Genomic DNA, 24,271 nt, shown 5'->3' with positions numbered 1-24,271 from the left:
GGAACCGAACCGCCTCGAGGCCGCAGTGGTGTCGCGGGGCACCGGCTCAGTCGGCGGGAGCCGCCGCGGGGCGGTGCACCTCGAGGTGTCTGGCGATCTCGCGGGCGGTCTCCACCGGGATCTCCATCTGGCAGACGTGGCCGACCGCGCCGAACATGACCAGCCGCGATCCGGCGATCGTCCGGATCAACCGCGGTGCGATGGCCGAGCTCACCAGCTTGTCCCGGCCGCCCCAGATGACCAGGGTCGGCGCGGTGATCTGCCGCGCCCGACGCCAGTGGTCGCGTCCGGACATCCACACCCAGCTCGTCACGAGCGCGTTGAGGCTGCGCGACAACGCCTCCGGCGCCCAACGCAGTTCGGCGCGTGCGACGGCGTGCTCGACGGCCTGGGCGGTCCGGGTGGTGCCCAACACCTCGGGGCGGACCATGATCTCGCGCAGCGTCTGCGCCACCTGCCGTTCGGGGTGGGCGCGTCCGAGGTATCCGAACACCGCAGGCCCCACCCGCGGCACGGTGGCCAGCGTCAACGGGATGAACGACAGCCTGCGGACACGCGGACGCAGGTCGGGGAACGCCGGCGAGATGAGCGTCAGGGTGTGCACCAGGTCGGGACGGGCGGCGGCCACCCGCGCGACGACGGCGCCGCCGAGGGAGTTGCCGACCACGTGCGCGCCACCGAGGTGCTCGAGGACCGCGATCACCGAGTCGGTCATCATCGTCAACGAATAACCACCGTCGGCGGGCGGATCGGAGAACCCGAAGCCGGGCAGGTCCATGGCGTACCCGTCGAGCACCGGGGCCAGCACCTCGCCGAGGTCGGTCCAGTTCAGCGACGACCCACCGAGACCGTGGACGTAGAGCACCCGGCCGGCGACCGCCTCGGCGGTGTCGGGGACGCGCGCCACCCGACGCAGGTATATCCGGAAGGGAGCGAGGTCGACGTGGCGGCCCGGCCACGGGTCGGTGTCGCGGTCGAGGGGGGCGAGCAGGTCGCGAAGCGGCGACGGTCTCGCGGGATCGGAGGGATCGGACATCGGCTGGTGGCTGCCCGGCTGCGTCACAGCGGGGTCGGTGCTCGACACCTCTCCAGCATGCCTCACCGCCCGGTGACGTCGATCCCCACCGAGTACTGTCGACGCATGCCTGGCTCCCCTGACCGTGTCGCAACCGATTCGGCGAGCCGACGCAACACCCGTATGCCACGCAGCGCCCGTCGTATCCAACTGCTCGACGCCGCCAGTGAGATCTTCGTCGAACGCGGCTACCACTCCGCGGGCATGGACGAGATCGCGGTGCACGCCGGCGTCAGCAAACCTGTTCTCTACCAGCATTTCCCGGGAAAACTGGACCTCTATCTCGCGGTCCTGGAAGCACATGCGGACTCATTGGTCGTCGAGGTGCGCAAGGCGCTGGAGATGACCACCAACAACAAGATGAGGGTGTGGGCCGCGGTCAACGCGTTCTTCGACTTCATCGATCAGGACCATCAGGGTTACCGGTTGATCTTCGAGTCCGACGCCCTCGACCCCGCGGCGATCCGACGGGTCGAGGGAGCGACCGAGGCCTGCGTCGACGCCGTCTACGGACTCGTCATGCACGACTCCGGCCTCGACCCCTACCGGTCGCGGATGCTGGCCGCCGGACTCGTCGGCGCGAGTCAGGTCAACGCCCGCTACTGGCTCGACGCAAAGCGCCCCATCAGCAAGCGCGAGGCCGTGGACACGACCGTCGAACTGCTGTGGGGCGGCTTGTCACACGTTCCGCTCATGAAGGACTCCGGGGAGTCCTGACCTTCTCAGGACGCGCCGAAACCGACCTTCGGCCGTTCGGAGGAGCCGACCTCGACGTAGGCGATCTTGGTGACCGGCACGAGGTACCGGGCGCCCTTGTCATCGGTGAGACGCAGGAGCTGTTCCTTGCCCGACAGCGCGGACTCCACGGCGGCGTGTACCTCGTCGCTCGTCTGGTCGGACTGCACCACCAGTTCGCGAGAGCTGTCGGTGATACCGATCTTCACGTCAACCGTCACGGTTCGTTCTCCTCAACATCGTGTGCATGGTGCTCGCGATCCGAGTTCGGACCGCATGGTTTCCAGGCTAGTTCAGCTGTCGCCGGGCCCAGCACCCGATCCGCTGCTGGCGAACACCGGGCGCTCGGTGCGAGCGGTCAGTCCAGACCCAGACGGGCCATGCGCGCGGCGTGGCGGTCCTGGATGGAATCGAAGAAGGTGGAGATGCGGGTGAAGTCGGCGACCTCGCTGAACAGCAGACCGGTCAACTCCTCCTCGGAGGCCAGCACGTGCTGCGCCTGTGTGATGGCCTCGCCGAGCAGGCGCCTGCCCCACAGCCGCAGCGGCGACGCCAGCGACGGATCGGCGGCGATCGCCGCGCGCACCTCGTCACACGCGAAATCGGAGTGGCTGGTCTCGGCCATCACCCGCTGCACGATCTCCTCGGCGTCGGCGGGCAGGGTGTGCGCGACCTCGAGGTAGAAGTCGGCCGCGAGACCGTCACCGATGTAGGCCTTGACCATCGCCTCCAGCCACGTGTTCGGGGTGGTGGAGCCGTGGTACTGGTCCAGGACCGGCCGGTAGTGCGTGACGGTGTCGACCACGTCCTGCCCGCGCCGGGTCAGCTCGTCGGCGAGGACCTCGAAGTGCGCCATCTCCTCGCCGGCCATCTGCGCCATCGCCACGCGACCACGGATGTGCGGCGCCATCCGCGCCTCCTCGGTCAGTCGATAGAAGGCCGCGAGCTCGCCGGCCAACAGCACACCGAACAACGACGTGATGCCCGGATGGTCCCGGGGGATCTGGGGCGCGTCGGGCTGGGGCGAGGTCGAGGACATGGCCCGATCGTAGGAGATGATCGTGATCAGCGGGGGCGGCACAGGCTCCCCGACGAGCGTGCGATGCGGGGCACGGGTCCCTCACCACGTACAATCGCTTCCAGACGCGCTGGCGCGGGGGCATCGACTGCCCTCCGGAGCCCGCCGTCACACACAATGTGCGCGCACTTCTCGACCGATCTCGAGCCGTGAAACTTCGGCTCCCGCCCACGGACCCCGGTTCGCCCGGCGGTGTGAAGCCTTTTTCGTGCGTGCTCCGATACATCGGAAGGCACCGAAATCACTACCGACAACTCCGCCGCCACCGGCGTGACCACCGACCAGCCCATCGACGACGACACCGTGGTCGTCGTCGCCGAGACACCGGACAGCGACTCCCCGCAGACCACCGTCGTCGACACCGAGACCCACGTCGCCCCGACGTTCGCCGAGCTCGGCGTCCGCCAGGAGATCGTCGACGCGCTCGCCGACGACGGCAAGACCAACACCTTCGCCATCCAGGAGCTCACCCTCCCGCTGGCCATGGCCGGTGACGACCTCATCGGTCAGGCCCGCACCGGTATGGGCAAGACCCTGGGCTTCGGAGTGCCGCTGCTGCACCGCATCTCGATGGTGGCCCCCGGCAGCGAGGGCAAGCTCCGCCCGCTCGACGGGACCCCCCGTGCGCTGGTCATCGTCCCCACCCGCGAGCTGTGCATCCAGGTCACCGGCGACCTGCAGGTCGCCGCGGCCAAGCTCGACGTCGACCCGCAGCCCAAGCCGAAGCGCAAGCTGTCGATCACCTCGATCTACGGCGGCCGCCCCTACGAGTCGCAGATCGCCGAACTGCAGTCCGGTGTCGACGTCGTCGTGGGTACGCCCGGACGACTGATGGACCTCGCGCAGCAGGGCCACCTGATCCTCGGCAAGGTGCAGATCCTCGTCCTCGACGAGGCCGACGAGATGCTCGACCTCGGCTTCCTGCCCGACATCGAGCGCATCATGCGGTCGCTGCCCGACCAGCGTCAGACGATGCTGTTCTCGGCGACCATGCCCGGCCCGATCGTCACGCTGGCCCGCACGTTCCTCAACCGGCCGACGCACATCCGCGCCGAGCACGCCGGCGACTCCGCCGTGCACGACCGGACGAAGCAGTACGCCTACCGCGCCCACGCGCTGGACAAGGCCGAGCTGGTGGCCCGTGTCCTGCAGGCCGAGGGTCGCGGCGCGACCATGATCTTCACCCGCACGAAGCGGACCGCGCAGAAGGTCGCCGACGACCTCACCGAGCGCGGCTTCAAGGTCGGTGCCGTCCACGGCGACCTCGGTCAGGTCGCCCGTGAGAAGGCCCTCGGACGCTTCCGGGACGGCAGCATCGACGTCATCGTCGCCACCGACGTCGCCGCCCGCGGCATCGACATCGACGACGTCACCCACGTCATCAACTACCAGTGCCCCGAGGACGACAAGGCCTACGTGCACCGCATCGGTCGTACCGGCCGCGCGGGTCGTACCGGCATCGCGGTCACGCTCGTGGACTGGGATGAGCTGCACAAGTGGAAGCTCATCAACGATGCGCTGAACCTGGGCATCCCGGAGCCGGTCGAGACGTATTCCAGCTCCGAGCACCTGCGCGCGGACCTCGACATCGCCGACGGGACCAGCGGACGACTCGAGGGAGCGATCTCGCAGGCCGAGAGCGATCGTCGCCGCAAGGAGAGCTACACCGACCGCCCCGGCGACAGTCGCAACAGCGACGGTCGCGGCGGAAGTCGCGGCGGCGGCAACCGGGGCGGTGACAACCGGGGCGGGGGCGACAAGCGTGAGGCACGCGAAGAGCGCGCACCCCGCGCGGACCGTCAGCGTCGCCGGACCCGTTCGGGTGGTGCCGCTGCGGCGAGCGCCGCCGCGGACACCGATGCCACGACGACCGAGAGCGCCGGCGCAGGCAGCACCAAGACGGCCGAGGACGGCGGTGCGTCCAAGCCGCGTCGTCGGCGTCGTCGCCGCGGTGCCGGTGGTGGTGGCGACTCCACGGGAGGCAACACGTCGGCATCTGCGAGCCCCGCGAACGAGTGAAGCTCCGCACGCCCGGATCGGCCGACCCGCCCGTGCGCATCCGACCCGAGCGTCGCACCCGCGGTGATCTCGCGATCGTCGTCGTGATCGTGCTGGTCGTGGCGCTCGTCGCCGCGGCCGTCTGGTGGGCGAGCACGTCGCGTCGCTCCTCCGACGACTTCGCTGCCGCTCCCCTGCCGTCGATCGACACGGCGACCTCGGCCCCGGAAGGGTTCACCTCCGGATGGCAGGCGGACTCGTCGGACACCGCGTCGACCGTCGTCACCGACAGCGCGGTGGTCACCGCCGACGACGGGACCGTCGCCGGGCACGATCCCGGCTCCGGCGACGTCCGTTGGAGTTATCACCGCGCCGACCCGCTCTGCGGCGTCATCGGCGCGTACTCCTCGTCGCCCCGGGTGGTCGCGGTCTACCGCAACAGCCGCGGGTGCAGCGAGGTCACCGCGCTCGACGCGTCCGACGGCCGCCGCGCCGCCACCCGCGCCAGCGCCGCCGACAGTTCCGTCTCCCTGTCCGCCGGGGCCGATTACGTCGTCTCGCAAGGGGATTCGCGACTCGAGTCGTGGGGTTCGACGTTGGTCCGCGGCGTCGAGTACGGCCGCGTGTCGGCGCCGGTCAAACCCGGCACCCAACCCCGATCGGGGTGCGTCCTGCTCTCCAGTGCCACCGGCGCCGATCAGATCGCGGTCATCGAACGCTGCGGTGACGAGCCCGGCTACCGCCTGACCATCATCGCCGCGGCGCAGGACAAGGACGAGAAGGTCGACGAGAGCGGCTCGCGCGTCATCACCAGCGGCACCTCCGAGCCGCCGCCGCGCGTCGTCGCGGTGTCGTCGTCGGCGGTCGCGGTCTACGTCGGCGCCTCGGGCGCCCTGCAGACCGACCGCGGCCCGCAGTTGCAGGTGTACGGGATGAACGCGACCCTGACGAGCTCACACGAGGTGCTCGGCGATTCGACACCGCCTGCCGACTCCCACCCCCAGACGCGCGACGGTCTGTTGAGCTACTACACCGGGAAGAGCACGATCATCCTCGACGCGTCGGCGCTGACCCCGACCTATCAGGTGCCCGGGACGCTGGGACCGGCCGCGCTCATGGGCCGCGACCTGCTCGTTCCGGGTCCGACCGGGATCACCATCCTCGATCCGGGCACCGGACGACAGGTCCGGACCATCCCGGTGGACCGGCCCGGTTACCGCACCGGGACGATCACGCTCGCACCCATCGGCAACGACGTGGCCCAGTTGTACGGCGGCCGGATCCACATGCTGCTCGGGACGTGAGACCCACGCCCGGAGGGGAATCGGGTCAGACGGTCGCCTCGAGGGTCACGAGCGGCTTGCCCGCGTCCCAGTGCTGCCAGAGGTTGTCCGACAGCTCGCGGTAGGCCTGCGACCCCTTGTTCTTGCGACCGGCCATCACACTCGCACCCGACGCCGACGCCTCGGCGAAGCGCACCGTCCGCGGGATCGGCGGACTCAGCACGGGCAGGTCGTAGCGATCGGAGACGTCGGCGAGCACGTCACGGCTGTGCGTGGTCCGCGCGTCGTACAGCGTCGGGATCACGCCCAGCAGACGGAGATCGGGGTTGGTGATCTGCTGGACCTCGGTCACCGTTCGCAGCAACTGTCCCACGCCGCGGTGCGCCAGCGTCTCGCACTGCAGCGGGACCGCCACCTCGTCGGCCGCGGTCAGCCCGTTGAGCGTGAGCACACCGAGCGACGGCGGGCAGTCGAGGAGGATCACGTCGTAGTCCTGGGCGACCGTGGCCAGCGCCCGCTTGAGCGCGTACTCGCGACCCGGACGCATCAGCAGCAACGCCTCGGCGCCGGCGAGGTCGATGGTCGCGGGCAGCAGCGTCACCCCGTCCTCGGTGGAGACCAGGGCGTCGACTATGTCGGCCTCACCGAGCAGCACCTCGTGTACCGAGGTGGTGATGAGGTCGGGGTCGTGGCCGAGCGAGAACGTCAGGGATCCCTGCGGATCGAGGTCGACCACGAGGACCGACAGGTCCATCGCGGCAAGAGCCGCACCGATCGATGCGACCGTGGTGGTCTTGGCGACCCCACCCTTCTGATTCGCGACCGCGAGGACCTTGGTCATCGCAAGCCGTGACGTGAGAAGTGAGTGTTCATTTCCGGCGACCCCTCGTGGCGAACTGTGTGTACTGGTCCACCAGGGTATGCGGGCGTGATGCACAATGACGGACGTGGGCACCGCGACACATCGACTGATCGTCATCCGGCACGGCGAGACCGAATGGTCCCGTACCGGGCGCCACACGGGCACCTCTGACATCGATCTCACCGAGCAGGGCGTCGAACAGGCGCGCAGTCTGGCCGAACCGATCGCAGAGCTTCTCCTGAGCAATCCACGCGTCATCGCCTCGCCGCGTCTGCGTGCGCAGCGCACGGCCGAACTGGCCGGGCTGAAGGTCGACGAGACCGAGCCGCTTCTCACCGAGTGGAACTACGGCGACTACGAGGGTCTGACGAGCCCGACGATCCACGAGACCGACCCGAACTGGACGGTCTTCTCCGAGGGCGGGCCGAACGGTGAGACCCCGGATCAGATGAGCGACCGCGTCGATCAGGTCATCGACAAGGTGACGCCGCTGGTGGAACACGGTGATGTCGTGTTCGTGACGCACGGTCACTTCTCGCGGTCGCTACTGGCCCGCTGGATCGGATCGCCGATCGGCAGCGGACAGCACTTCACGATGCTGCCCGCGTCGATCGCGGTCCTGAGCTTTGACGGTGAAACCCGCCGCCTCACAACTCTGGGACTCACCGGTTACCGCAGCGCCGACTATGTCGACGCAGGACGTCCCACCCGCCCGGTGACGTAGTCCGCCACGTGCTGACTGTGTGGACGACAAACGCTCCACTTGTAGCGAAACGCTCCGGTTGCAACCGGAGCGTTTCTCGAAAAGTGGAGCGTTTGTAGTCGATTCGACCCGAGCGGCTTGTCAGCTCTTGCGTTTGGGTTTCTTGACGACGTCGGGCGGGATCTCGTCGGGCTCGGCATCGGGTGCGTAGTCGGCCGCGAGCCAGCGCACCGACGACGGCGAGAACAGCAGCACGAGCACGATGATCACCACGATCAGCAGGGGCGCGCCGTACTGGGGTTGCCCGCTGTCGGTGAGCAGCGCGAACGCCACCGGGATCAGCAGGATCTGTGCGACCACCGCGATGGCCCGACCCCACCGACGACCGGTGATCAGCGCCAGACCGCCCGCGAGCACGCCTGCGCCGAGGATGGCGAACCATGCGCCCGTGCCGTAGCTGCTGATGAAGCTCTCGTCGGCGCCGCCCGCGGCATGGATCCACAGGACCACCGCGATGACGATCGCGGCGAGACCCTCGAGGGCGACGATCGCCCCACCCCGTCGGACCGCGGTCGGTGGGCGCGCCGAACGGCTCGACGGATCGGGGCTGGTCTGCATCACTCCCCCAGCGTAGAACGCCCGGCCGGCCACACCGGAAACGGTGACGAACCGACGACGCGGAGACCGACGGAGATTGTGACCGCTGTGGCGACACCCTCTAGGCTCAGAAATCGTGCGTGCCCTGCTGATCGTCAACCCGTTCGCGACCTCGACCACCGATGCGGGTCGCGACGCGTTGGCGCACACCCTCTCGGCGCGACTCGACCTGACCGTCGAACTGACCACCCATCGCGGCCACGCCGGTGAGATCGCCGCCCGTGCCCGCGCCGAGGGATGCCCGGTGGTGATCGTCCACGGCGGCGACGGCACCGTCAACGAGGTCGTCAACGGTCTCCTCGACGCACCCGGCGAGCCCATCGGGGCATCTCCGACACCCGCGCTGGCGGTCGTTCCCGGAGGCAGCGCCAATGTGTTCGCCCGGTCGCTCGGGGTGCTGGCCGACCCGCTGCAGGCCACCGGTCAGCTGCTCACCCTGCTCGCCGACGGCGCGCGGCGGCGCATCAGCCTGGGCCACGCCGACGGCCGGTGGTTCCTGTTCAACGCGGGCCTCGGCGTCGATGCCGAGGTCGTGCACTCGATCGAGCGCCAACGCAAGTCCGGGAAACCCGCCAGCGACGCGCGCTACATCTGGACCACGACCAAGGCGTTCCTGACCGCGGCCCGTCGCCGCCCGGAACTGACCGTCGAGCTGCCCGGTGAGCATCCCGGCGACCCGGTCCGCGTCGTCGACGGCGTCCACTTCGCCTTCGTCTGCAACGCGAACCCGTGGACCTACATCGGCAAACGACCGGTGCTGACCAACCCGGACACCACCTACGACTCCGGACTCGGGATCTTCGCCTCGCAGTCCATGAGCGTGCCGCGCAACACCCCGGTGTTCACCCAGCTGCTGACGCAGCGATCCCCGCACGCCGGCCATGTGCTGACCGACGACGACGTCGAGTACGTGCGGATCCGCGCGGACAACGCCATCGACATGCAGATGGACGGCGACTACGTCGGCACGCGGGTCGATGTGCGGTTCGGCTGTGTGCCCGACCGGCTCGAGGTCGTGGCGCCCACCGCCTGAGACCGGCGGTGTCGAGTTGCCTTCGCCACTGAATGGGCGAAAAGCAGGCGAACCGAACAGGACAGTAGTACAACGGTCGAGGTACCCCTTGGGCACCCCCCTGGAATCGCAGTGACATTGCCCACGTGTTAACGCAACCCCATTGACTTCATCTGGATTCGTGAAAGCATTCACAAGCAACAGTGCGGAAACAACAAGTACGCACGTATGAACGAGAAGTTACAGAACTCACCGCGCGATACACCCCGCGCGCATGCGAAGGAGCAGGGAATGGACTGGCGTCACAACGCAATCTGTCGCGACGAGGATCCGGAGCTGTTTTTCCCCGTGGGGACCAGCGGACCGGCCATCGCGCAGATCGCCGATGCGAAGCTCGTCTGCAACCGCTGCCCCGTCACAGCTGACTGCCTCTCGTGGGCGCTGGACTCGGGCCAGGATGCAGGCGTCTGGGGCGGCATGAGCGAGGACGAGCGTCGCGCACTCAAGCGTCGCAACGCGCGCAACCGCACGCGCAGCACGACCGTCTGACACACAGCCACATCGGAGAGCCCGGCGGATCCCGCCGGGTTCTTTGCTGTCAGCGGTACCGAGCCCGGCCGGCTCAGCGCAGCGGGACGGTGAGGATCGCGTCGGTCCCGCCGTCGCTGCCCGCGGTCAGCTCGAGGCTGCCGCCGAGCTCGATGCTCACCAGGGTGTGCACGATCTGCAGTCCGAGTCGTTCGGACGCGCGGATGTCGAAACCCGCGGGCAGACCCACCCCGTTGTCGGCGACGGTGACCACGAGCCGCCGCGTGTTGCGGTCGGCCTTGATCACGACCTCACCCTGCGCGTCCGAGGTGAACCCGTGCTCGACCGCGTTCTGGATCAGTTCGGTCAGCACCATCACCATCGGCATGGCCAGGTCGGACGGCAGCACCCCCAGGGTGCCGCCCCGACGGACCACGGCGTTGCTGTCGCCGGAGGCCACGTCGGCCATCACCGGCACCAACTGATCGACGACGACGTCGAGATCGACCTCCTCGTCGACGCTGCCGGAGAGCAGTTCGTGCACCAGCGCGATCGCGGCGACGCGACGCACCGCCTCGGTCAGCGCACCGCGGGCCTCGGGGTTCTCGGTCCGCCGCGCCTGCAGACGCAGCAGCGCCGACACACTCTGCAGGTTGTTCTTCACCCGGTGGTGTATCTCCCGGATGGTGGCGTCTTTGCTGATCAGCGCACGGTCACGTCGTTTGACCTCGGTGACGTCACGCAGCAGGACCGCGGCGCCGGATCGCTGGCCACGCGGTCGGAGCGGGACCGCGCGGATGAGCACCGAGGCCCGTCTGGCGTCGGCCTCGACCCGCATCCCGGACCGCCCCGCCACCGCCTCGGAAATCATGAACACCGCGTCGTCGGCCTCGAACCGATCGGTCAGCAACTCCGAGAGGACCGCGGTCAGTTCGTTGCCGGTGAGCTCGGCGGTCCAGCCCATGCGGTGCACGGCCGAGAGCGCGTTGGGACTCGCGAACGCCACGATCCCGGCGTCGTCGAGGCGGATGAACCCGTCTCCGGCACGCGGCGTGGACAGTCCGCGCGGGTTGCCCTCGTACTGCGGGAACGTCCCGTCCGACATCATCTGGCAGAGATCGTGCGCGCAGTCCTGATAGGCCAGTTCCATCGGCGACGGCATGCGCAGCTGGGCCAGGTTGGCGGTGCGACTGACCACCGCGACGACGACACCGTCGAAACGCACCGGGACCGCCTCGCGTCGGATCGCGATGGGCCCCAGCCACGTCGGGTCCTCTTCGCGCAGGATGCGGCCGCTGGTGAAAGCCCTGCGCACCTGCGGATTGGAGTCCGGCGAGGCGTCGTCGTCCTCGATCACGAGTCGACCGACCTGGTCGGCCGGGAACACGGTGGGCGAGGTGTTGGGCCGACACTGGGCCACGCAGATCAACCGATCGGAATCGGTGGCGACGTACATGAGCAGGTCGGCGAAGGAGAGATCCGCCATCAGCTGCCACTCGGCGACGACCCGCTGCAGATGGCCCGCGACCGCTCCGGAGAGATCGGTGTGTTCGGCGAGCAGGTCGGTCAGTGTCGACACGGTCAGCTGCCGTGGAACAGGTGGACGCCGGACAAGACGTCAGTCGATGGTGGCGATGAGGTCGCCCGCCTGGATCACGTCACCGACGGCGACCTTGACCTCGCCGACGGTCCCGGATTCCTCGGCGAGGACCGGGATCTCCATCTTCATCGACTCGAGCAACACGATGGTGTCCCCCGCCTCGATGGTCTGGCCGGGGGTGACGATGACCTCGAGGACGCTTGCCACGATCTCCGCGATGACTTCTTCTGCCATGTCGACCTCCACCAGACGCACGTCGATGCCACCGGGGCATCTTGTCGAGGACAACCTATCGCAGATGATCGCCGCGTTCCGATGCGTGTCGACACCGACATCGGGTGACCCGGTGCCCGCCCCCGACGCATCCGCGGTCCACACTCGGATGAGGACGTCGACAGTGAGGATCAGGACATGGATTTCGGTTACAGCGAGCGCTGCGAGGAACTACGGACACGACTGCTCGCGTTCATGGATTCCCACATCTACCCGGCCGAGGCCGTCTACGCGCAGCAGATGCGCGAGTCGGGCGATCCGCACTTCGATGCACCCGTGGTCGCCGAGCTCAAGGCCGAGGCGAAGTCGCAGGGACTCTGGAACCTCTTCCATCCCGACGACCGGTACGGCGCGGGTCTGACGAACGCGGAGTACGCGCCGCTGGCCGAGATCATGGGACGCAGTCCGGTCCTCGCGCCCGAGGCCTGCAACTGTTCGGCCCCCGACACCGGGAACATGGAGGTCTTCACACAGTTCGGCTCCGAGGAACACAAGAAGCGTTGGCTCGCACCGCTTCTCGAGGGAACAATCCGCTCCGCGTTCGCGATGACCGAACCGGCTGTGGCGAGTTCGGACGCCACGAACATCGAGATGACGATGCTCGCCGACGGTGACCACTTCGTGCTCAACGGCCGCAAGTGGTGGACGTCGAACGCGTTGCACCCCAACTGCCGCGTGCTGATCGTGATGGGCAAGACCGATCCCGAGGCCTCGACCCACTCGCAGCAGTCGATGATGGTCGTCCCGATCGACGCGCCCGGCGTGACGGTGGTGCGCGGTCTGCCCGTCTTCGGATACCAGGACCGCGAAGGCCATGCGGAAATCCTCTTCGAGGACGTGCGGGTGCCGCGTGAGGACGTGCTCGCCGGCGTAGGGAAGGGGTTCATGATCGCCCAGGCCCGCCTCGGCCCGGGCCGTATCCACCACTGCATGCGTGCGATCGGCATGGCCGAGCGCGCCCTCGACCTGATGTGCGTGCGCGCGTCGACCCGCTCCGCCTTCGGCAAGCCGATCGCCGCGCAGTCGAACATCGCCGACTGGATCGCCGAGTCACGCATCGACATCGAGATGGCCCGACTGCTGACGATGAAGGCGGCGTGGCTGATGGACACCGTCGGCAACAAGGGCGCCCGCATCGAGATCGCGGCGATCAAGGTGGCCGCGCCCGCGATGGCGCTGCGGATCATCGACCGCGCCATCCAGGTCCACGGCGGGGCAGGCGTCTCCGACGACTTCCCGCTGGCTCAGATGTACGCGCACCTGCGGACGCTGCGCCTGGCCGACGGTCCCGACGAGGTGCACAAGCGCACCATCGCCCGCTACGAACTCGGTGCGCACGCAGGAGGCTGAGGTGCCGCGGGACCGGGTCGGTGATCACGGATTGTGGACCTGGTGGCGACTCGTGGAACAATGGACGACCTGTGCGAAGTAGATGTCGCAGCGCACCGGAAGGAGAACACCATGGGAAAGCGTGGACGCAAGAAGCGCGCTCGTAAGAAGAATGCCGCCAACCACGGCAAGCGCCCCAACGCTTGAGTGGTGCATCCCCCACACGGGACACCACACGATCAGGGCCGGACCACACCAATCGGTGAGATCCGGCCCTGATGCTGTCTGCGGGGTCCGTGCCGGCAGGCTAGCTGTCGCTGTGCGTGTGCCCGATGACCGTCTGACGGATCTCGACGGTCAGTCGCTGCCGCAACCCGTCGGGCGCCTGGTCGCCACCGCACTTGCGGTTGATCAAGCTCTTGAGCTGCGCCTCGATGCCGTAGTGCTCGAGGCAGCTGTGGCAGGAGTTCATGTGCGACTGGAGTCGTTCACGCACGTTCGGGTCGCACTCGTTGTCCAGCAGGAGCCAGACGTCGGCGATGACCGCCGAGCAGTCGAGCTGCTCGAACTCCGCCGACTCCAGGTCGGACTGTGTGGTGTCGCGTTGTTCGGTCATCGGGTCACCTGCGCCGTCGTCTCAGATGCGTCGTCGGCCCGGCCGGCGCGGTTGAACCCGCGCTCGGTGGCGACGCCGGCCAGCAGGCCGCGGAGTTGCTTGCGGCCGCGGTGCAGTCGAGACATCACCGTTCCGATCGGGGTGTCCATGATCTCGGCGATCTCCTTGTAGGGCAGGCCCTCCACGTCGGCGTAGTACACAGCCATCCGGAAGTCCTCGGGCAGTTCCTGCAGCGCGTTCTTGATGTCGTCGTCGGGCAGCGCGTCGAGCGCCTCGATCTCCGCCGAACGCAGACCGGTCGACGTGTGCTCGGCGGTGGCGGCGAGCTGCCAGTCACTGATCTCGTCGGTCGGGTACTGCGCGGGTTGACGCTGCCGCTTGCGGTACCCGTTGATGTAGGTGTTCGTCAGGATCCGGTACAGCCAGGCCTTCAGGTTCGTACCCGCCTTGAACGAGTGGAACGCGGAGAAGGCCTTGACGTAGGTCTCCTGGACGAGGTCCTCGGCGTCGGGTGGGTTGCGCGTCATGCGCAGCGCGGCACCGTACATCTGGTCCAGCAGCGGCAGGGCGTCGCGCTCGAAGCGCTCACCCCGTTCCGCGGCGGTCTCCGTGGAGGCGGACTCGGAGGCGTCGGCCGTCGGCTCGGATTGGGTCACCACGGTCCCTTCAGGTCGAATCGACGCTGTGTCGGACCCGCGTCGCTCGTCCAAGACTACCGATGTCGGCGGTTCCACATACATCAGCGTCGGTCTCGACGACGCCGACCTGACCTGCGGCCGGTCCGGCGTGAGGACTGCCATCGACTTCACACTCCCTACTGCCTTCTTCGGTGGCGACATGCCATCTGATCTGTCCGGGTCCAACAGCGGGGTTCGTGGGATTGTTCCGTCCGTCGGATTTCGGCCCGGCCGGAGCGCAATGTCGAGAGGCGGAGACGGCAGCCCCGCGCACCTGGGAAAACGTCTCGCGACCACCCCGGGAACCGACGTAACCTCGACCGATGAGACCGGACATCCGCGCCGCACGTGGCCTCGCCTGATGGCTGCGGCGACCCCGGCCATCACGGCCCTGGACCGGGCCGGGGTGAGCCACACCGTGCACCGGTATCGCAGTGACCCCCGTGCCGGATCGTTCGGCGACGAGGCCGTCGACCAGCTGGCCGAGAGCCTCGGCGTCGAGGCCGGACAGGTGTTCAAGACGCTGGTGATCAGCGTGCCCGGCGCGGGCACGACCGGCCTCGCCGTGGCGGTGATCCCGGTCCCGCAGCGTTTGTCCCTCAAGGCCGCGGCCGCGGCGCTGGGGGTGTCGAAGGCGGAGATGGCGAAACCCGACGACGTACAGCGCAGCACCGGGTACGTGCTCGGCGGCGTCTCACCGATCGGTCAACGCACACTGCTGCCGACGGTCGTCGACTCCTCGGCGCGGACGTGGCCGAGGGTGCTCTGCAGCGGTGGTCGGCGCGGGCTCGAGATCGAACTGTCCCCCACCGACCTGATTGCGCTCACCGCGGCGGTCGTCGCACCGATCACCGGTTGATCGGACGCCGCCGCCCCGTCAAACCGCCCCCCGTCAGAGCGCCGCCCCTCAGAGCAGAGTGCCCTGCTGCGGCTGCGGGTTCGCCGGCTCGAGCAGCTCCGGGCCGTTGTTCGCGACGCGATTGACCAGCGGGGACACCTCGCGCAGCTCGATCGCCGAGACCAGTTCGGCGCTCGGCGGGTCGAGCAGTTCCGCGGGCGCGGGCGAATCCGGGTCCAGCCAGGCGTCCCAGTTCTGCGACGGCATGATGAGCGGCATCCGGTCGTGGATGTCCCGCATCGCGCCGACCGCGTCGGTCGTGATGATGGTGCAGCTCATCAACGGCGGCTCCTGCGCGTCGGTGTCCTTCGATCGCCACACCGTCCACAGCCCGGCCATGAACAGCCGCGTCCCGTCCTCCGGGGACATGAAAAACGGCGTCTTCGAGGGCTTGCCGTCGGCGCCGGGGTCACCCTTGCGCCACTCGTACCACCCGTCCATCGGGACCAGGCAGCGCCGGCTCTTGAGCGACTGCTTGAACGACGCCTTCTCCGCGACGCTCTCGGCCCGCGCGTTGAACAGCAGCGGGCTCTTCTTGATGTCCTTGGTCCACGGCGGGACCAGGCCCCACCGCATCGCACGGATCCGCAGGGCGGGGTCGTCGTCGGTGATTCCGTGGGCGTGCCTGCGCACCACGCTCATGACCGTCGACGTCGGTGCCACGTTGTAGTTCTCCCCCGGGCCCGGGGGACGCTTCGGGGCGTCCGGTGAATCGACCGACGACTCGGTGACCGGCGGTGGCGAGGACATGACCTCGTCTATCGCGTCGAGTTCGGCGGCCAGCAGGGCCGGATCGGTGGTGACCGCATAACGTCCGCACATGGGTTCATGCTGTCACCGCGCACCGACACCGACCAGAGGAGTCCACGACCCCGTCGGGATCTGGGAGCATGGCCTGCCATGACAACCCGGGGCATCACCCGCACTCCGCTCACCGGCCTGCATCGGCGCCTGGTGGCCCGCCGCGACGGGCCCCTGACCGCCGAGCGGGCGTCGGCGCGGTTGTCGGCCTACGTCTACGGCAACATCCTGACCCTGGCCGCGGTCGTGGCCACGTCGCAGCACGCCATCGAGACCGGTACCGCGGCGCTGCTGGTCGTCGGGACCACCGTGACCACGTTCCTCGCCCACGTGTTCGCCGAGTTCGTCGCGACGTCGAGCATCCCCGAGGCATCGGGGCACCACAGCGAGTCGCAGCGCCGGTCCGCGGCCCGCACCGAGTTCCGTGACGCCGTCCCCATCGCCTCGTCCGGATCCCTGCCCGCGGTCATCCTCGCGCTGGGCTGGCTCGAGGTGCTGCCCGCCTGGTGGGCCCAACTGGCCGCAGGCGTCGTCACCGTCGTCCGGATCGCGATGATCCGCACGGTGATCGAACGCGTCCGCGGGAACCCGCCATCGTTCCGGGTGCTGCTCGGTGGACTCGCCACCGCCGGGGTGGCGGCCGCGATCGTGCTGCTGAAGGTCGTCGTCGGACACTGACCGGGGGCGACGAGGACTACGGTCATCGCATGTCATCGCAATCGCGCACCCGACCCACACCGGTCGGCTTCCTCCGCTACCTGGGCGGTCGTCCGCTGCCCGAGTCGATGCGCGAGTGGGTGCTCCACGATGTCGTCGGTCCGGGGCACACCCGGCGGTACATCACCCGCGGCGTCCTCCCCCTGCTGCCGATCCTGATCGCCTTCTCCTTCATCCCCACGCCGCTGATCTACCGCGTCTGCATGATCGCGATCCTGCTCATCCCACTCGTCTACTTCCAGATCGCGCTGACGCCGTTCTACCGCCGACACCTGTTGCTGACCAACGGTCTCGACCCGGATCTCATCAGCGAGCGCAAGCAGCGGCGCAAAGAGGCGACCAAAGCCGACTACGACGCGATCTACGGGGATCGCGAACACCCCTGACCGCACCCGAGGACAGCGGTGGGCCGTGCGCGGCGCGTGGGACAATCGGATCGTGAACTCATGGAACGCACCGGTGGCGACCGCACCGATCTCGGCGACGGTCACCGTGCCGGGATCGAAGTCGATCACCAATCGTGCGTTCGTCCTCGCCGCGCTGGCCGACGGTCCGTCCACGCTGCGCGGGGTCCTGCGCAGCCGCGACACCGACCTGATGGCCGACGCGTTGCGCGCGATGGGCGCCGAGGTCACTGCCGACGCGACCGATCCGACCACCGTCCGCGTCGTCCCCCATCAGCTGACCGGTGGACACGTGGACTGCGGGCTCGCCGGGACGGTCATGCGGTTCATCCCGCCACTGGCGGCGCTGGCACACGGCGCGGTGACCGTCGACGGTGACGAGCAGATGCGCTCACGACCGGTCGACGTGATCCTCACCGCGCTCACCGATCTCGGCGTCGAGATCGACGGCGGCGCACTGCCGTTCACCATCGCCGGGCGCGGATCCGCACGCGGTGGCGCCGTCACCATCGACGCCTCCGCGTCGTCGCAGTTCGTCTCCGGTCTGCTGCTCTCGGCCGCCCGGTACGACGAGGGCGTCACCGTCCACCACGTCGGTGAACCGGTGCCGTCGCAGCCGCACATCGAGATGACGCTGGACATGCTGCGCACCGCCGGGGTCGTCGTGGACGACACCGAGCCGGACACCTGGCGGGTCGCACCGGGCCCGATCGGCGCGGTCGACCGGCAGATCGAACCCGACCTGTCCAACGCGGCGGCGTTCCTCGCCGCGGCCGCGGCCACCGGCGGATCGGTGTCGGTGCCGTCGTGGCCGACCGACACCACCCAGCCCGGGGCACAGATCGTCGACATCCTCGTCGCGATGGGCGCGACGGCGACCCGCGACGACTCGGTGCTCACCATCACCGGCCCGCAGACGCTGCGCGGGCTGAGCGCCGACCTGCACGACGTCGGCGAGCTCACCCCGACCATCGCCGCCCTCTGTGCGCTCGCCGAGACCGAGTCTGTGCTCTCGGGCATCGCGCACCTCCGCGGCCACGAGACCGACCGACTCGTCGCCCTGCGCACCGAGATCAACCGGCTCGGCGGCCGGTGCACCGAGACCGCCGACGGGCTGCACATCGTGCCCGCACCGTTGTCGTCGGGGACGTGGCACGCCTACGCCGACCACCGCATGGCGACCGCGGGCGCGATCATCGGCCTGCGCGTCCCCGGCGTCTCAGTCGACGACATCGACACCACCGCCAAGACCCTGCCCGACTTCCCCGCGATGTGGCGGGCTCTTTTGGACCCGGCGGACATCTCCTGAGCGGGCGTCAGTTCGACGAGAGCGATGTCCGGATACGTCCGGGCAAGGGCACCCGTCCGCGCACGAAGACCCGCCCGTCCCACGACGACGCGCTCGAGGGCATGGTCGTCTCGGTCGACCGGGGGCGCTGGGGATGCGTTCTCGACGGGCCCGACGGCACGTCGGCCGGGGGGACCCGGGTCGTGTGCATGCGCGCCCGTGAACTCGGGCGGACCCCCATCGTCGTCGGTGACCGGGTGTCGGTCGTCGGCGATCTGACCGGCACCGTCGACACCCTGGCGCGCATCGTCAAGGTGGAGAAGCGTTCGACGGTGTTGCGGCGCACCGCCGATGACACCGACCCCTACGAGCGGGTCGTCGTCGCGAACGCGTCGCAGTTGCTGATCGTGACCGCGCTGGCCGACCCGCCACCGCGGACCGGGTTCGTCGAGCGCGCGCTCGTCGCCGCGTACGTCGGTGGTCTGCAACCCATCCTGTGCCTGACCAAATCCGACCTCGCCGATGCCGACGAGTTCCGCGCGGCGTTCGTCGATCTCGAGCTGCCCGTCCTCGTGGCCGGCCGCGACGATCCCCTCGACCCGGTCTTCGACACGCTGAACGGCCACGTCAGCGCCCTGATCGGACACTCCGGGGTGGGCAAGTCGACCCTGGTCAATCGCGTTGTCCCCGATGCCTATCGAGCCGTCGGCGTGGTGTCGGGGGTCGGAAAGGGGCGGCACACCTCGACCCAGTCGGTGGCCCTGGAGCTACCCGGCGGGACCGGATGGGTGATCGACACCCCTGGTATCCGGTCGTTCGGACTGGCCAACGTCGCGCCCGACGACCTGGTGAACACGTTCGTCGACCTGAGGGACGCGATCGAGGGGTGCCCCCGCGGTTGCACCCATCTCGGCCCGCCGACCGACCCCGAGTGTGCGCTCGACGCGTTGACCGGCGAGGCCGCACGTCGCGTCGAGGCCGTCCGTGTCCTGCTGCGCGCCGTCGTCCACACCGAGAACGGCTGAGCGCCGGGGATCTCAGCGTCGCGGGTAGAGAGCCGCGGCCAGGGCTCGTTTGCCCGCGGCGAGTTCGGCGACCACCGGCGCGGGGAATCCCCCGTCCTCCTGTGGAGAGTCACCCGCGGAATCGATGATGCGCCAGCGTGATCCCTGTTCGAGCAGCGACCGGTGCTTGATCGGGTAGTAGTCGGAACGACCCGTGATGATGATCCCCGACGCCCCGCGGGCGGCGGCCAGCAGATGGGCGTGGAAGCGGGTGGTGATCCAGACCTGATCGGCCGTCGCCGGGAAACCGTTGTGCCACACACCGGTGAACGGGATGAGCTCGAGTCCGGGCATCCGGTCGGCGAACCGACGGAACAGCAGACCGTCGTCACCGGGCATGGCCTCGACGAACGCGGTGTTCTCCCCCGTCATGCCCCACCGCTGCACCAGGTCCTCGATCTGGGATTCGAGATCGTCGATCACCGCGTCGCGGCCGTCGTCGATCACGACGCTCGAATCGGCCTGCATGAGATGTGTCTGTGCGCAGATCATGAACCGCCGGGACACGACGGCCGAGGTGGTGTCGTAGACGCCGTCACCGAGCACCCCCAACCAGGCGTCGTCACCGGTGACGTCGAGGCGCGGACGTAGTCGCGACCCGGCGAGCAGGTCGGCCGAATCACGATCGCGCACATCGACGACCGACACCTCGTCGAGCAACGACCGCAGGAGGGCGGAGTGGTCGCCGCCGCCGGCGGGGAGCAGACCCTGCCCGGTCAGGAACACCGACGCCCCGCTGCGCCGCCGGACCGCAACCGCGGCCGCGATCAGCGAGAGATGGTGCGGCCACAGCGAGTTGACGTATCCACCACCGACGAGATGAATCGAATCCGCGCGTGCGAACAACTCGATGCCGTCGAGCAGCAACGGCATCCGTCCGGGCTCGGCCACGGCGGCCGCCACCACGTCGGCGGCGTCGGCGACGGGCATCGTCTCCAGCCCGGCGATCATCCGCCACACCGTGTCCACGTACTGCACGTTCGGGTGCACCTGCCCCAGCAGGATCGAGGCCTGCCCGGGGGTGTGGCAGTCGAGGATCACGCGGGCGTGGGGGCGGTGGACAGCGAGATACCGCAACCAGGTCCGCGCGATGAACTCGTCGCCCAGATTCGGGTGACCCGCGGGCGCGATCAGGTAGATCAGCTCAGCGGGTGGAGGGGCGCGTCGTGATCTGACCCACGACGGCCTACGCAAATCGGGCATCTGACCACCCTAGCGGCCCCGGCTGTACGCCTACTGTGTGGCGGCGGCCATCCGACGCGGGCGACGGGCCTCGTCGATGGCGGTCTTCAGACCCCGCCGCACCGTCGTGCCCACGTCGCCGGACCCCAGCTCGGCGACCCGTCGCGCCACACCCGCCCGGGCGCCGAATCGCCGCTCCGAGGCCGTTTCCGGCGCGTTGTCGGACGTCGCGGTCAGGAACCGGTCCGGCACCGACAACTTCCAGATCGTCCGCAGCGACTGCCAGTACTGGCCCGCCAACGATCCGGTGGTGTACGGCAGGTCGTAGGTGTCGCAGAGTTCACGGATCTCGACGCCCATCTCCGCGTACCGGTTGCTCGGCAGGTCCGGGAACAGGTGGTGCTCGATCTGGTAGCAGAGGTTGCCGCTCATGAACGCCATCGCGCGACCGGCCCGGAAGTTGGCCGTTCCCAACATCTGTCGCAGGTACCACTGGCCCTGCGTCTCGCCGTCGAGCGACTCGACGGTGAACTTCTCGGCGCCGTCGGGGAAGTGACCGCAGAAGATGACCACGTAGGCCCAGAGATTGCGGACCAGGTTGGCCGTGAGGTTCGCCGATGCGGTGCGACGCGCACGTCGACCCGACAGGGCCGGGAACAGCACGTAGTCCTTGGCGAGCTGACGGCCCACCTTGGCCGCGAACTGCGTCAACTGCGGCTTGGCCTCGACCCAGGGCCGCTTGCCCGACACGACGTCGGACAGGTGCAGATCGTGCAGCGCGATACCCCACTCGAAGGTCGCCGCGAGGAAGACGTTGATGAACGGACCACCGAGGTGCTTCGGCTGCCAGGGCTCGTCCCGGGTGACCCGCATGACCTCGTACCCGAGGTCCTCGTCCATCCCGTAGACGTTCGTGTACTTGTGATGGATGTAGTTGTGCGAGTGCTTCCAGTGCGGCGAGGCGCACACCATGTCCCACTCCCACGACGTGGAGTGGACCTCGGGATCGTTCATCCAGTCCCACTGGCCGTGCATCACGTTGTGGCCGAGCTCCATGTTCTCGATGATCTTCGCGGCCGACAACAGGGCCGTGCCGACGATCCACTCGGTGCGGGACTTGTTGTTCCACAACACGAGACGGCCTGCGGCCTCGACGATGCGCTGTGCGGCGATGGTGCGTCGCAGATAGCGCGCGTCGCGTTCCCCGCGGTCGGACTCGATGCGACGACGCATGTCGTCGAGCTTCGCGCCGAGCTCGGCGACGTCGGCGTCGCTCAGGTGCGCGTAGGTGTTGATGTCAGTGATGGCCATGGGCCGTCGGCTCCTCTGCGCGCGCACCCGCGCGCGGCGGGTGGCAGTCAGGCGGTTGCGGCGTCCGAGGTTTTCGCAGACGCCGCGTCGTGGTGTCTGTAGCCATTGTCCACACTGCCGGCAGGCGCCGCCACGCCACGGGGGCGGCCCCCGCGAAGTGGACCGATCAGGCGGCGCGACCGGTGCGGGCGGGACGGCGCAGCAGCGTCGGCGCCACCGGGGTACCGGCGGAACGACGGCGTTGGCGTGCCTGCGCGATGGCCGTGCGCAGACCCCGTCGTTTCCCGGTCTCCGGATCGATCGTGGCGACCAGACGGACGGCCGAGTCATCGCGGAACCGGTTCTCCGACGCCGTCTCCGGCGCGTCGTCACCGGTGTCGCGCAGGTACTTGTTCGGCAGCGACAGCTTCGCGATGGTCCGCCACGACTTGGCGTACTGGGCCGGAAACGGCCCGGTCGTGTACGGCAGGTCGTATTCGTCGCACAGCGCCTTGACCCGCACCGAGATCTCGCGGAGCCGGTTGCTGGGCAGGTCCGGGAACAGGTGGTGCTCGATCTGGTACGACAGGTTGCCGCTCATGAACTCCATCACCGGACCGGAGTGGAAGTTGGCGCTGCCCAGCATCTGCCGCAGGTACCACTCACCCTGGGTCTCGTTGTCGACGTCCTGACGGACGAACTTCTCGGCGCCGTCGGGGAAGTGGCCGCAGAAGATGATCGCGTTGGACCACACGTTGCGGATGGCGTTGCCCATCAGGTTCGCGGTGAGCGCGGCACGCCAGCCCTGCCGCGACCGCGTGACGGCGCCGACGAGGGCCGGGTACAGGACGTAGTCCTTGGCGATCTGACGGCCGACCTTGTCGCCGACCTCGGCGAGCTTGCGGTTGAAGTCGGCGCGGTCGAAGTCCTTTCGACCCATCTTGCCGAGCTCGAGGTGCTGGATCGCGACGCCGTACTCGAAGCCCAACGCGAGGAGCGTGTTGAAGGCGATGTTGCCCAGATAGATCGGGTGCCACCGCTGGTCACGCGTGACCCGGATCACGCCGTATCCCACGTCGTCGTCCATACCCAGAACATTCGTGTACTTGTGATGGATGTAGTTGTGGGTCTGCTTCCAGTGTGCGGACGCGCCCGCGTTGTCCCACTCCCAGCCGGTCGAGTGGATCTCGGGGTCGTTCATCCAGTCCCACTGGCCGTGCATGACGTTGTGGCCGAGTTCCATGTTCTCGACGATCTTCGCGACACCGAGCGCCGAGGCGCCGAGCCACCACATCGAGCGCTTGCGGGCGCCGACCGTGAGGGCACGGCCGGCCAGCTCCATACCGCGCTGGAAGCGGATCGTGTTGCGGATGTAGCGGGCGTCGCGAGCACCGCGCGAGGCCTCGATGTCGGAGCGGATCGCGTCGAGCTTGCACCCCAGTTCGACCACGTCGGTCTCGGTGAGGTGTGCGTACTCGGGAATGTTCTTGATGGCCACAGCCGTCAACTCCAATCTGTCCGGACGATCGGTCACGGACCTACGCAAGCGTAGGTTACGCAACCGTAGGCGTCTAGGCCAACGGAGTCATTTGGGCTGGATCACACCCGACGAGGGATGCTTCACACCCCTCTCACCAGCACGGGAGGGTCAGAGCAGTTCGAGCAGGAACGGCAGTTCCTGGGTCGCGTACCAGGCGAGATCGAAGTCGTCGACGTCGCCGACGGCCAGTTCCGCGTCCTCGTCACCGAGGTCTGCCTCGTCGATCACGTCGACCGCGGCGGTCACCGCGGACTCCGCGTCGGCCACGTCGACGTGCACCGAGGCGATCGACTCGAGCGGAACCGCCCCGGTGAGCCGGACCACCGCGACGTCGAGGTCGGGGCGCAGCGCCACCTCGTCGATGTCGGCGGCGACGACCACCCGGCGCGGAGGCAACGGGGCCGCGACCGGGTCACCTTCGACGGGGTCGGACGTCCCGACGGGGACGCCGTCGGCCTCGGCCGCGATCAGACGCAGCGAGGCGCGGGCGGCCTCGCGGAGCGCGACCTCCCCGAGTTCCTCGTCGTCACCGGAGCTGTAGGACTCCCGCAGCGCGGGTGTCAGCGCGAACGCGGTGCCCCCGACCGAGTCGAACCGACCCGTCTCGTTGAGCCGCATCAGCATCGCCAGCGTCGCCGGCAGGTAGACCCTCACTCGTTCT

Annotated in this window: 27 protein-coding genes; 13 read left to right on the top strand and 14 right to left on the bottom strand. The window is 68.8% G+C overall.

Going from position 1 to position 24,271, the window contains the following annotated elements; translation table 11 throughout:
* Positions 1-46 precede the first annotated feature (46 nt).
* Entirely contained in the window at positions 47-1,084 is a 1,038-nt protein-coding gene (locus IEV93_RS10770; RefSeq protein ID WP_229705029.1) for an alpha/beta fold hydrolase, read from the bottom strand.
* A gap of 57 nt (positions 1,085-1,141) precedes the next feature.
* On the opposite strand from IEV93_RS10770, the gene fasR reads away from it, so the two are divergent.
* A complete protein-coding gene (gene fasR, locus IEV93_RS10765) occupies positions 1,142-1,792 on the top strand; it encodes an HTH-type transcriptional activator FasR (RefSeq protein WP_229705028.1) in 651 nt (216 codons plus the stop codon).
* 5 nt (positions 1,793-1,797) lie between these two features.
* Here the strand turns inward: fasR and IEV93_RS10760 are convergent, their stop codons facing one another.
* Positions 1,798-2,031, bottom strand: coding sequence for a DUF3107 domain-containing protein (locus IEV93_RS10760; RefSeq protein ID WP_188489505.1), 234 nt, complete (start codon positions 2,029-2,031; stop codon positions 1,798-1,800).
* A 137-nt stretch (positions 2,032-2,168) separates the two neighbouring features.
* The gene (locus tag IEV93_RS10755; RefSeq protein ID WP_188489503.1) at positions 2,169-2,849 is read right to left on the bottom strand and encodes a ferritin-like fold-containing protein; all 681 of its coding nucleotides are present in this window, start codon (positions 2,847-2,849) and stop codon (positions 2,169-2,171) included.
* Between the two features lie 342 nt (positions 2,850-3,191).
* Here IEV93_RS10755 and IEV93_RS10750 point away from each other — a divergent pair, with 342 nt between their 5' ends.
* Positions 3,192-4,907 carry a DEAD/DEAH box helicase gene (locus IEV93_RS10750; RefSeq protein WP_188490520.1) on the top strand — a complete coding sequence of 572 codons (1,716 nt, stop codon included), beginning with the start codon at positions 3,192-3,194 and terminating at the stop codon, positions 4,905-4,907.
* Entirely contained in the window at positions 4,904-6,190 is a 1,287-nt protein-coding gene (locus tag IEV93_RS10745) for an Rv3212 family protein (protein ID WP_229705027.1), read from the top strand. Before IEV93_RS10750 ends, IEV93_RS10745 begins: the two co-directional genes overlap by 4 nt.
* 25 nt (positions 6,191-6,215) lie before the next feature.
* Here the strand turns inward: IEV93_RS10745 and IEV93_RS10740 are convergent, their stop codons facing one another.
* Positions 6,216-7,010: a ParA family protein gene (locus IEV93_RS10740; protein ID WP_188489501.1), complete on the bottom strand. Its 795-nt coding sequence runs from the start codon at positions 7,008-7,010 to the stop codon at positions 6,216-6,218.
* A 97-nt stretch (positions 7,011-7,107) separates the two neighbouring features.
* Here IEV93_RS10740 and IEV93_RS10735 point away from each other — a divergent pair, with 97 nt between their 5' ends.
* The gene (locus IEV93_RS10735; protein WP_188489499.1) at positions 7,108-7,755 is read left to right on the top strand and encodes an acid phosphatase; all 648 of its coding nucleotides are present in this window, start codon (positions 7,108-7,110) and stop codon (positions 7,753-7,755) included.
* 120 nt (positions 7,756-7,875) lie between these two features.
* On the opposite strand, the gene IEV93_RS10730 is transcribed toward IEV93_RS10735, so the two are convergent.
* The gene (locus tag IEV93_RS10730) at positions 7,876-8,352 is read right to left on the bottom strand and encodes a hypothetical protein (protein WP_188490518.1); all 477 of its coding nucleotides are present in this window, start codon (positions 8,350-8,352) and stop codon (positions 7,876-7,878) included.
* Positions 8,353-8,467: 115 nt separating this feature from the next.
* On the opposite strand from IEV93_RS10730, the gene IEV93_RS10725 reads away from it, so the two are divergent.
* Entirely contained in the window at positions 8,468-9,424 is a 957-nt protein-coding gene (locus IEV93_RS10725; RefSeq protein WP_229705026.1) for a diacylglycerol/lipid kinase family protein, read from the top strand.
* A 270-nt stretch (positions 9,425-9,694) separates the two neighbouring features.
* Positions 9,695-9,952, top strand: coding sequence for a WhiB family transcriptional regulator (locus tag IEV93_RS10720; protein WP_188489497.1), 258 nt, complete (start codon positions 9,695-9,697; stop codon positions 9,950-9,952).
* A 73-nt stretch (positions 9,953-10,025) separates the two neighbouring features.
* On the opposite strand, the gene IEV93_RS10715 is transcribed toward IEV93_RS10720, so the two are convergent.
* A complete protein-coding gene (locus IEV93_RS10715) occupies positions 10,026-11,510 on the bottom strand; it encodes a sensor histidine kinase (RefSeq protein WP_188489495.1) in 1,485 nt (494 codons plus the stop codon).
* 39 nt (positions 11,511-11,549) lie between these two features.
* The gene (locus IEV93_RS10710; protein WP_188489493.1) at positions 11,550-11,765 is read right to left on the bottom strand and encodes a biotin/lipoyl-binding carrier protein; all 216 of its coding nucleotides are present in this window, start codon (positions 11,763-11,765) and stop codon (positions 11,550-11,552) included.
* Positions 11,766-11,942: 177 nt separating this feature from the next.
* Between IEV93_RS10710 and IEV93_RS10705 the strand changes: the two genes are divergently transcribed.
* Positions 11,943-13,154 (top strand): acyl-CoA dehydrogenase family protein, encoded by a 1,212-nt coding sequence (locus tag IEV93_RS10705; protein WP_188489491.1) that lies wholly within the window; start codon positions 11,943-11,945, stop codon positions 13,152-13,154.
* 111 nt (positions 13,155-13,265) lie between these two features.
* Positions 13,266-13,340 (top strand): 50S ribosomal protein bL37, encoded by a 75-nt coding sequence (locus tag IEV93_RS22715; RefSeq protein WP_369758845.1) that lies wholly within the window; start codon positions 13,266-13,268, stop codon positions 13,338-13,340.
* A 100-nt stretch (positions 13,341-13,440) separates the two neighbouring features.
* Here IEV93_RS22715 and rsrA read toward each other — a convergent pair whose 3' ends face one another.
* Both rsrA and IEV93_RS10695 read right to left on the bottom strand, forming a co-directional pair.
* Positions 13,441-13,749: a mycothiol system anti-sigma-R factor gene (gene rsrA / locus IEV93_RS10700; RefSeq protein WP_188489489.1), complete on the bottom strand. Its 309-nt coding sequence runs from the start codon at positions 13,747-13,749 to the stop codon at positions 13,441-13,443.
* Positions 13,746-14,630, bottom strand: a complete 885-nt coding sequence (locus IEV93_RS10695) for a sigma-70 family RNA polymerase sigma factor (protein WP_443098498.1) — start codon at positions 14,628-14,630, stop codon at positions 13,746-13,748. The genes rsrA and IEV93_RS10695 overlap by 4 nt, the downstream gene beginning before the upstream one ends.
* A gap of 157 nt (positions 14,631-14,787) precedes the next feature.
* Here IEV93_RS10695 and ybaK point away from each other — a divergent pair, with 157 nt between their 5' ends.
* The gene (gene ybaK, locus IEV93_RS10690; RefSeq protein ID WP_188489484.1) at positions 14,788-15,285 is read left to right on the top strand and encodes a Cys-tRNA(Pro) deacylase; all 498 of its coding nucleotides are present in this window, start codon (positions 14,788-14,790) and stop codon (positions 15,283-15,285) included.
* A gap of 48 nt (positions 15,286-15,333) precedes the next feature.
* Here the strand turns inward: ybaK and IEV93_RS10685 are convergent, their stop codons facing one another.
* A complete protein-coding gene (locus tag IEV93_RS10685) occupies positions 15,334-16,146 on the bottom strand; it encodes an SOS response-associated peptidase (RefSeq protein WP_188489482.1) in 813 nt (270 codons plus the stop codon).
* Positions 16,147-16,224: 78 nt separating this feature from the next.
* Between IEV93_RS10685 and IEV93_RS10680 the strand changes: the two genes are divergently transcribed.
* Genes IEV93_RS10680 through rsgA form a run of 4 tightly spaced genes read left to right on the top strand, consistent with a single transcriptional unit; the run spans position 16,225 to position 19,559 of the window.
* The gene (locus IEV93_RS10680) at positions 16,225-16,803 is read left to right on the top strand and encodes a hypothetical protein (protein WP_188489480.1); all 579 of its coding nucleotides are present in this window, start codon (positions 16,225-16,227) and stop codon (positions 16,801-16,803) included.
* A 29-nt stretch (positions 16,804-16,832) separates the two neighbouring features.
* Complete coding sequence (locus tag IEV93_RS10675) at positions 16,833-17,228, top strand: DUF5313 family protein (RefSeq protein WP_188489478.1); 396 nt, start codon at positions 16,833-16,835, stop codon at positions 17,226-17,228.
* 52 nt (positions 17,229-17,280) lie between these two features.
* On the top strand, positions 17,281-18,555 hold the full coding sequence (aroA, locus tag IEV93_RS10670) for a 3-phosphoshikimate 1-carboxyvinyltransferase (protein WP_188489476.1): 1,275 nt from the start codon (positions 17,281-17,283) through the stop codon (positions 18,553-18,555).
* Positions 18,519-19,559, top strand: a complete 1,041-nt coding sequence (gene rsgA, locus IEV93_RS10665; protein ID WP_229705024.1) for a ribosome small subunit-dependent GTPase A — start codon at positions 18,519-18,521, stop codon at positions 19,557-19,559. The genes aroA and rsgA overlap by 37 nt, the downstream gene beginning before the upstream one ends.
* A 12-nt stretch (positions 19,560-19,571) precedes the next feature.
* On the opposite strand, the gene IEV93_RS10660 is transcribed toward rsgA, so the two are convergent.
* From IEV93_RS10660 to IEV93_RS10645, 4 genes are all read right to left on the bottom strand, one after another.
* Positions 19,572-20,801, bottom strand: coding sequence for a polysaccharide pyruvyl transferase family protein (locus IEV93_RS10660; protein WP_188489474.1), 1,230 nt, complete (start codon positions 20,799-20,801; stop codon positions 19,572-19,574).
* A gap of 30 nt (positions 20,802-20,831) precedes the next feature.
* Positions 20,832-22,091, bottom strand: a complete 1,260-nt coding sequence (locus IEV93_RS10655; RefSeq protein ID WP_188489472.1) for a fatty acid desaturase family protein — start codon at positions 22,089-22,091, stop codon at positions 20,832-20,834.
* A gap of 166 nt (positions 22,092-22,257) precedes the next feature.
* A complete protein-coding gene (locus IEV93_RS10650) occupies positions 22,258-23,568 on the bottom strand; it encodes a fatty acid desaturase family protein (RefSeq protein WP_188490515.1) in 1,311 nt (436 codons plus the stop codon).
* Between the two features lie 150 nt (positions 23,569-23,718).
* On the bottom strand, positions 23,719-24,264 hold the full coding sequence (locus IEV93_RS10645) for a DUF6912 family protein (protein WP_188489470.1): 546 nt from the start codon (positions 24,262-24,264) through the stop codon (positions 23,719-23,721).
* Positions 24,265-24,271 lie beyond the last annotated feature (7 nt).

It is taken from the genome of Williamsia phyllosphaerae, assembly GCF_014635305.1.
Taxonomy (GTDB): domain Bacteria; phylum Actinomycetota; class Actinomycetes; order Mycobacteriales; family Mycobacteriaceae; genus Williamsia_A; species Williamsia_A phyllosphaerae.
Note: the sequence above shows the minus strand (reverse complement) of the source record. Positions and strands in the feature narration are given on the sequence as shown.

What these genes read in the sequence shown, in the direction of transcription:
- fasR (WP_229705028.1), top strand. Translation starts at nt 1,142, where the DNA reads ATGCCTGGCTCCCCTGACCGTGTCGCAACCGATTCGGCGAGCCGACGC.
- IEV93_RS10755 (WP_188489503.1), bottom strand. Translation starts at nt 2,849, where the DNA reads ATGTCCTCGACCTCGCCCCAGCCCGACGCGCCCCAGATCCCCCGGGAC.
- IEV93_RS10740 (WP_188489501.1), bottom strand. Translation starts at nt 7,010, where the DNA reads ATGACCAAGGTCCTCGCGGTCGCGAATCAGAAGGGTGGGGTCGCCAAG.
- IEV93_RS10735 (WP_188489499.1), top strand. Translation starts at nt 7,108, where the DNA reads ATGACGGACGTGGGCACCGCGACACATCGACTGATCGTCATCCGGCAC.
- IEV93_RS10730 (WP_188490518.1), bottom strand. Translation starts at nt 8,352, where the DNA reads ATGCAGACCAGCCCCGATCCGTCGAGCCGTTCGGCGCGCCCACCGACC.
- IEV93_RS10720 (WP_188489497.1), top strand. Translation starts at nt 9,695, where the DNA reads ATGGACTGGCGTCACAACGCAATCTGTCGCGACGAGGATCCGGAGCTG.
- IEV93_RS10710 (WP_188489493.1), bottom strand. Translation starts at nt 11,765, where the DNA reads ATGGCAGAAGAAGTCATCGCGGAGATCGTGGCAAGCGTCCTCGAGGTC.
- IEV93_RS10705 (WP_188489491.1), top strand. Translation starts at nt 11,943, where the DNA reads ATGGATTTCGGTTACAGCGAGCGCTGCGAGGAACTACGGACACGACTG.
- rsrA (WP_188489489.1), bottom strand. Translation starts at nt 13,749, where the DNA reads ATGACCGAACAACGCGACACCACACAGTCCGACCTGGAGTCGGCGGAG.
- ybaK (WP_188489484.1), top strand. Translation starts at nt 14,788, where the DNA reads ATGGCTGCGGCGACCCCGGCCATCACGGCCCTGGACCGGGCCGGGGTG.
- IEV93_RS10685 (WP_188489482.1), bottom strand. Translation starts at nt 16,146, where the DNA reads ATGTGCGGACGTTATGCGGTCACCACCGATCCGGCCCTGCTGGCCGCC.
- IEV93_RS10680 (WP_188489480.1), top strand. Translation starts at nt 16,225, where the DNA reads ATGACAACCCGGGGCATCACCCGCACTCCGCTCACCGGCCTGCATCGG.
- IEV93_RS10675 (WP_188489478.1), top strand. Translation starts at nt 16,833, where the DNA reads ATGTCATCGCAATCGCGCACCCGACCCACACCGGTCGGCTTCCTCCGC.
- IEV93_RS10660 (WP_188489474.1), bottom strand. Translation starts at nt 20,801, where the DNA reads ATGCCCGATTTGCGTAGGCCGTCGTGGGTCAGATCACGACGCGCCCCT.
- IEV93_RS10655 (WP_188489472.1), bottom strand. Translation starts at nt 22,091, where the DNA reads ATGGCCATCACTGACATCAACACCTACGCGCACCTGAGCGACGCCGAC.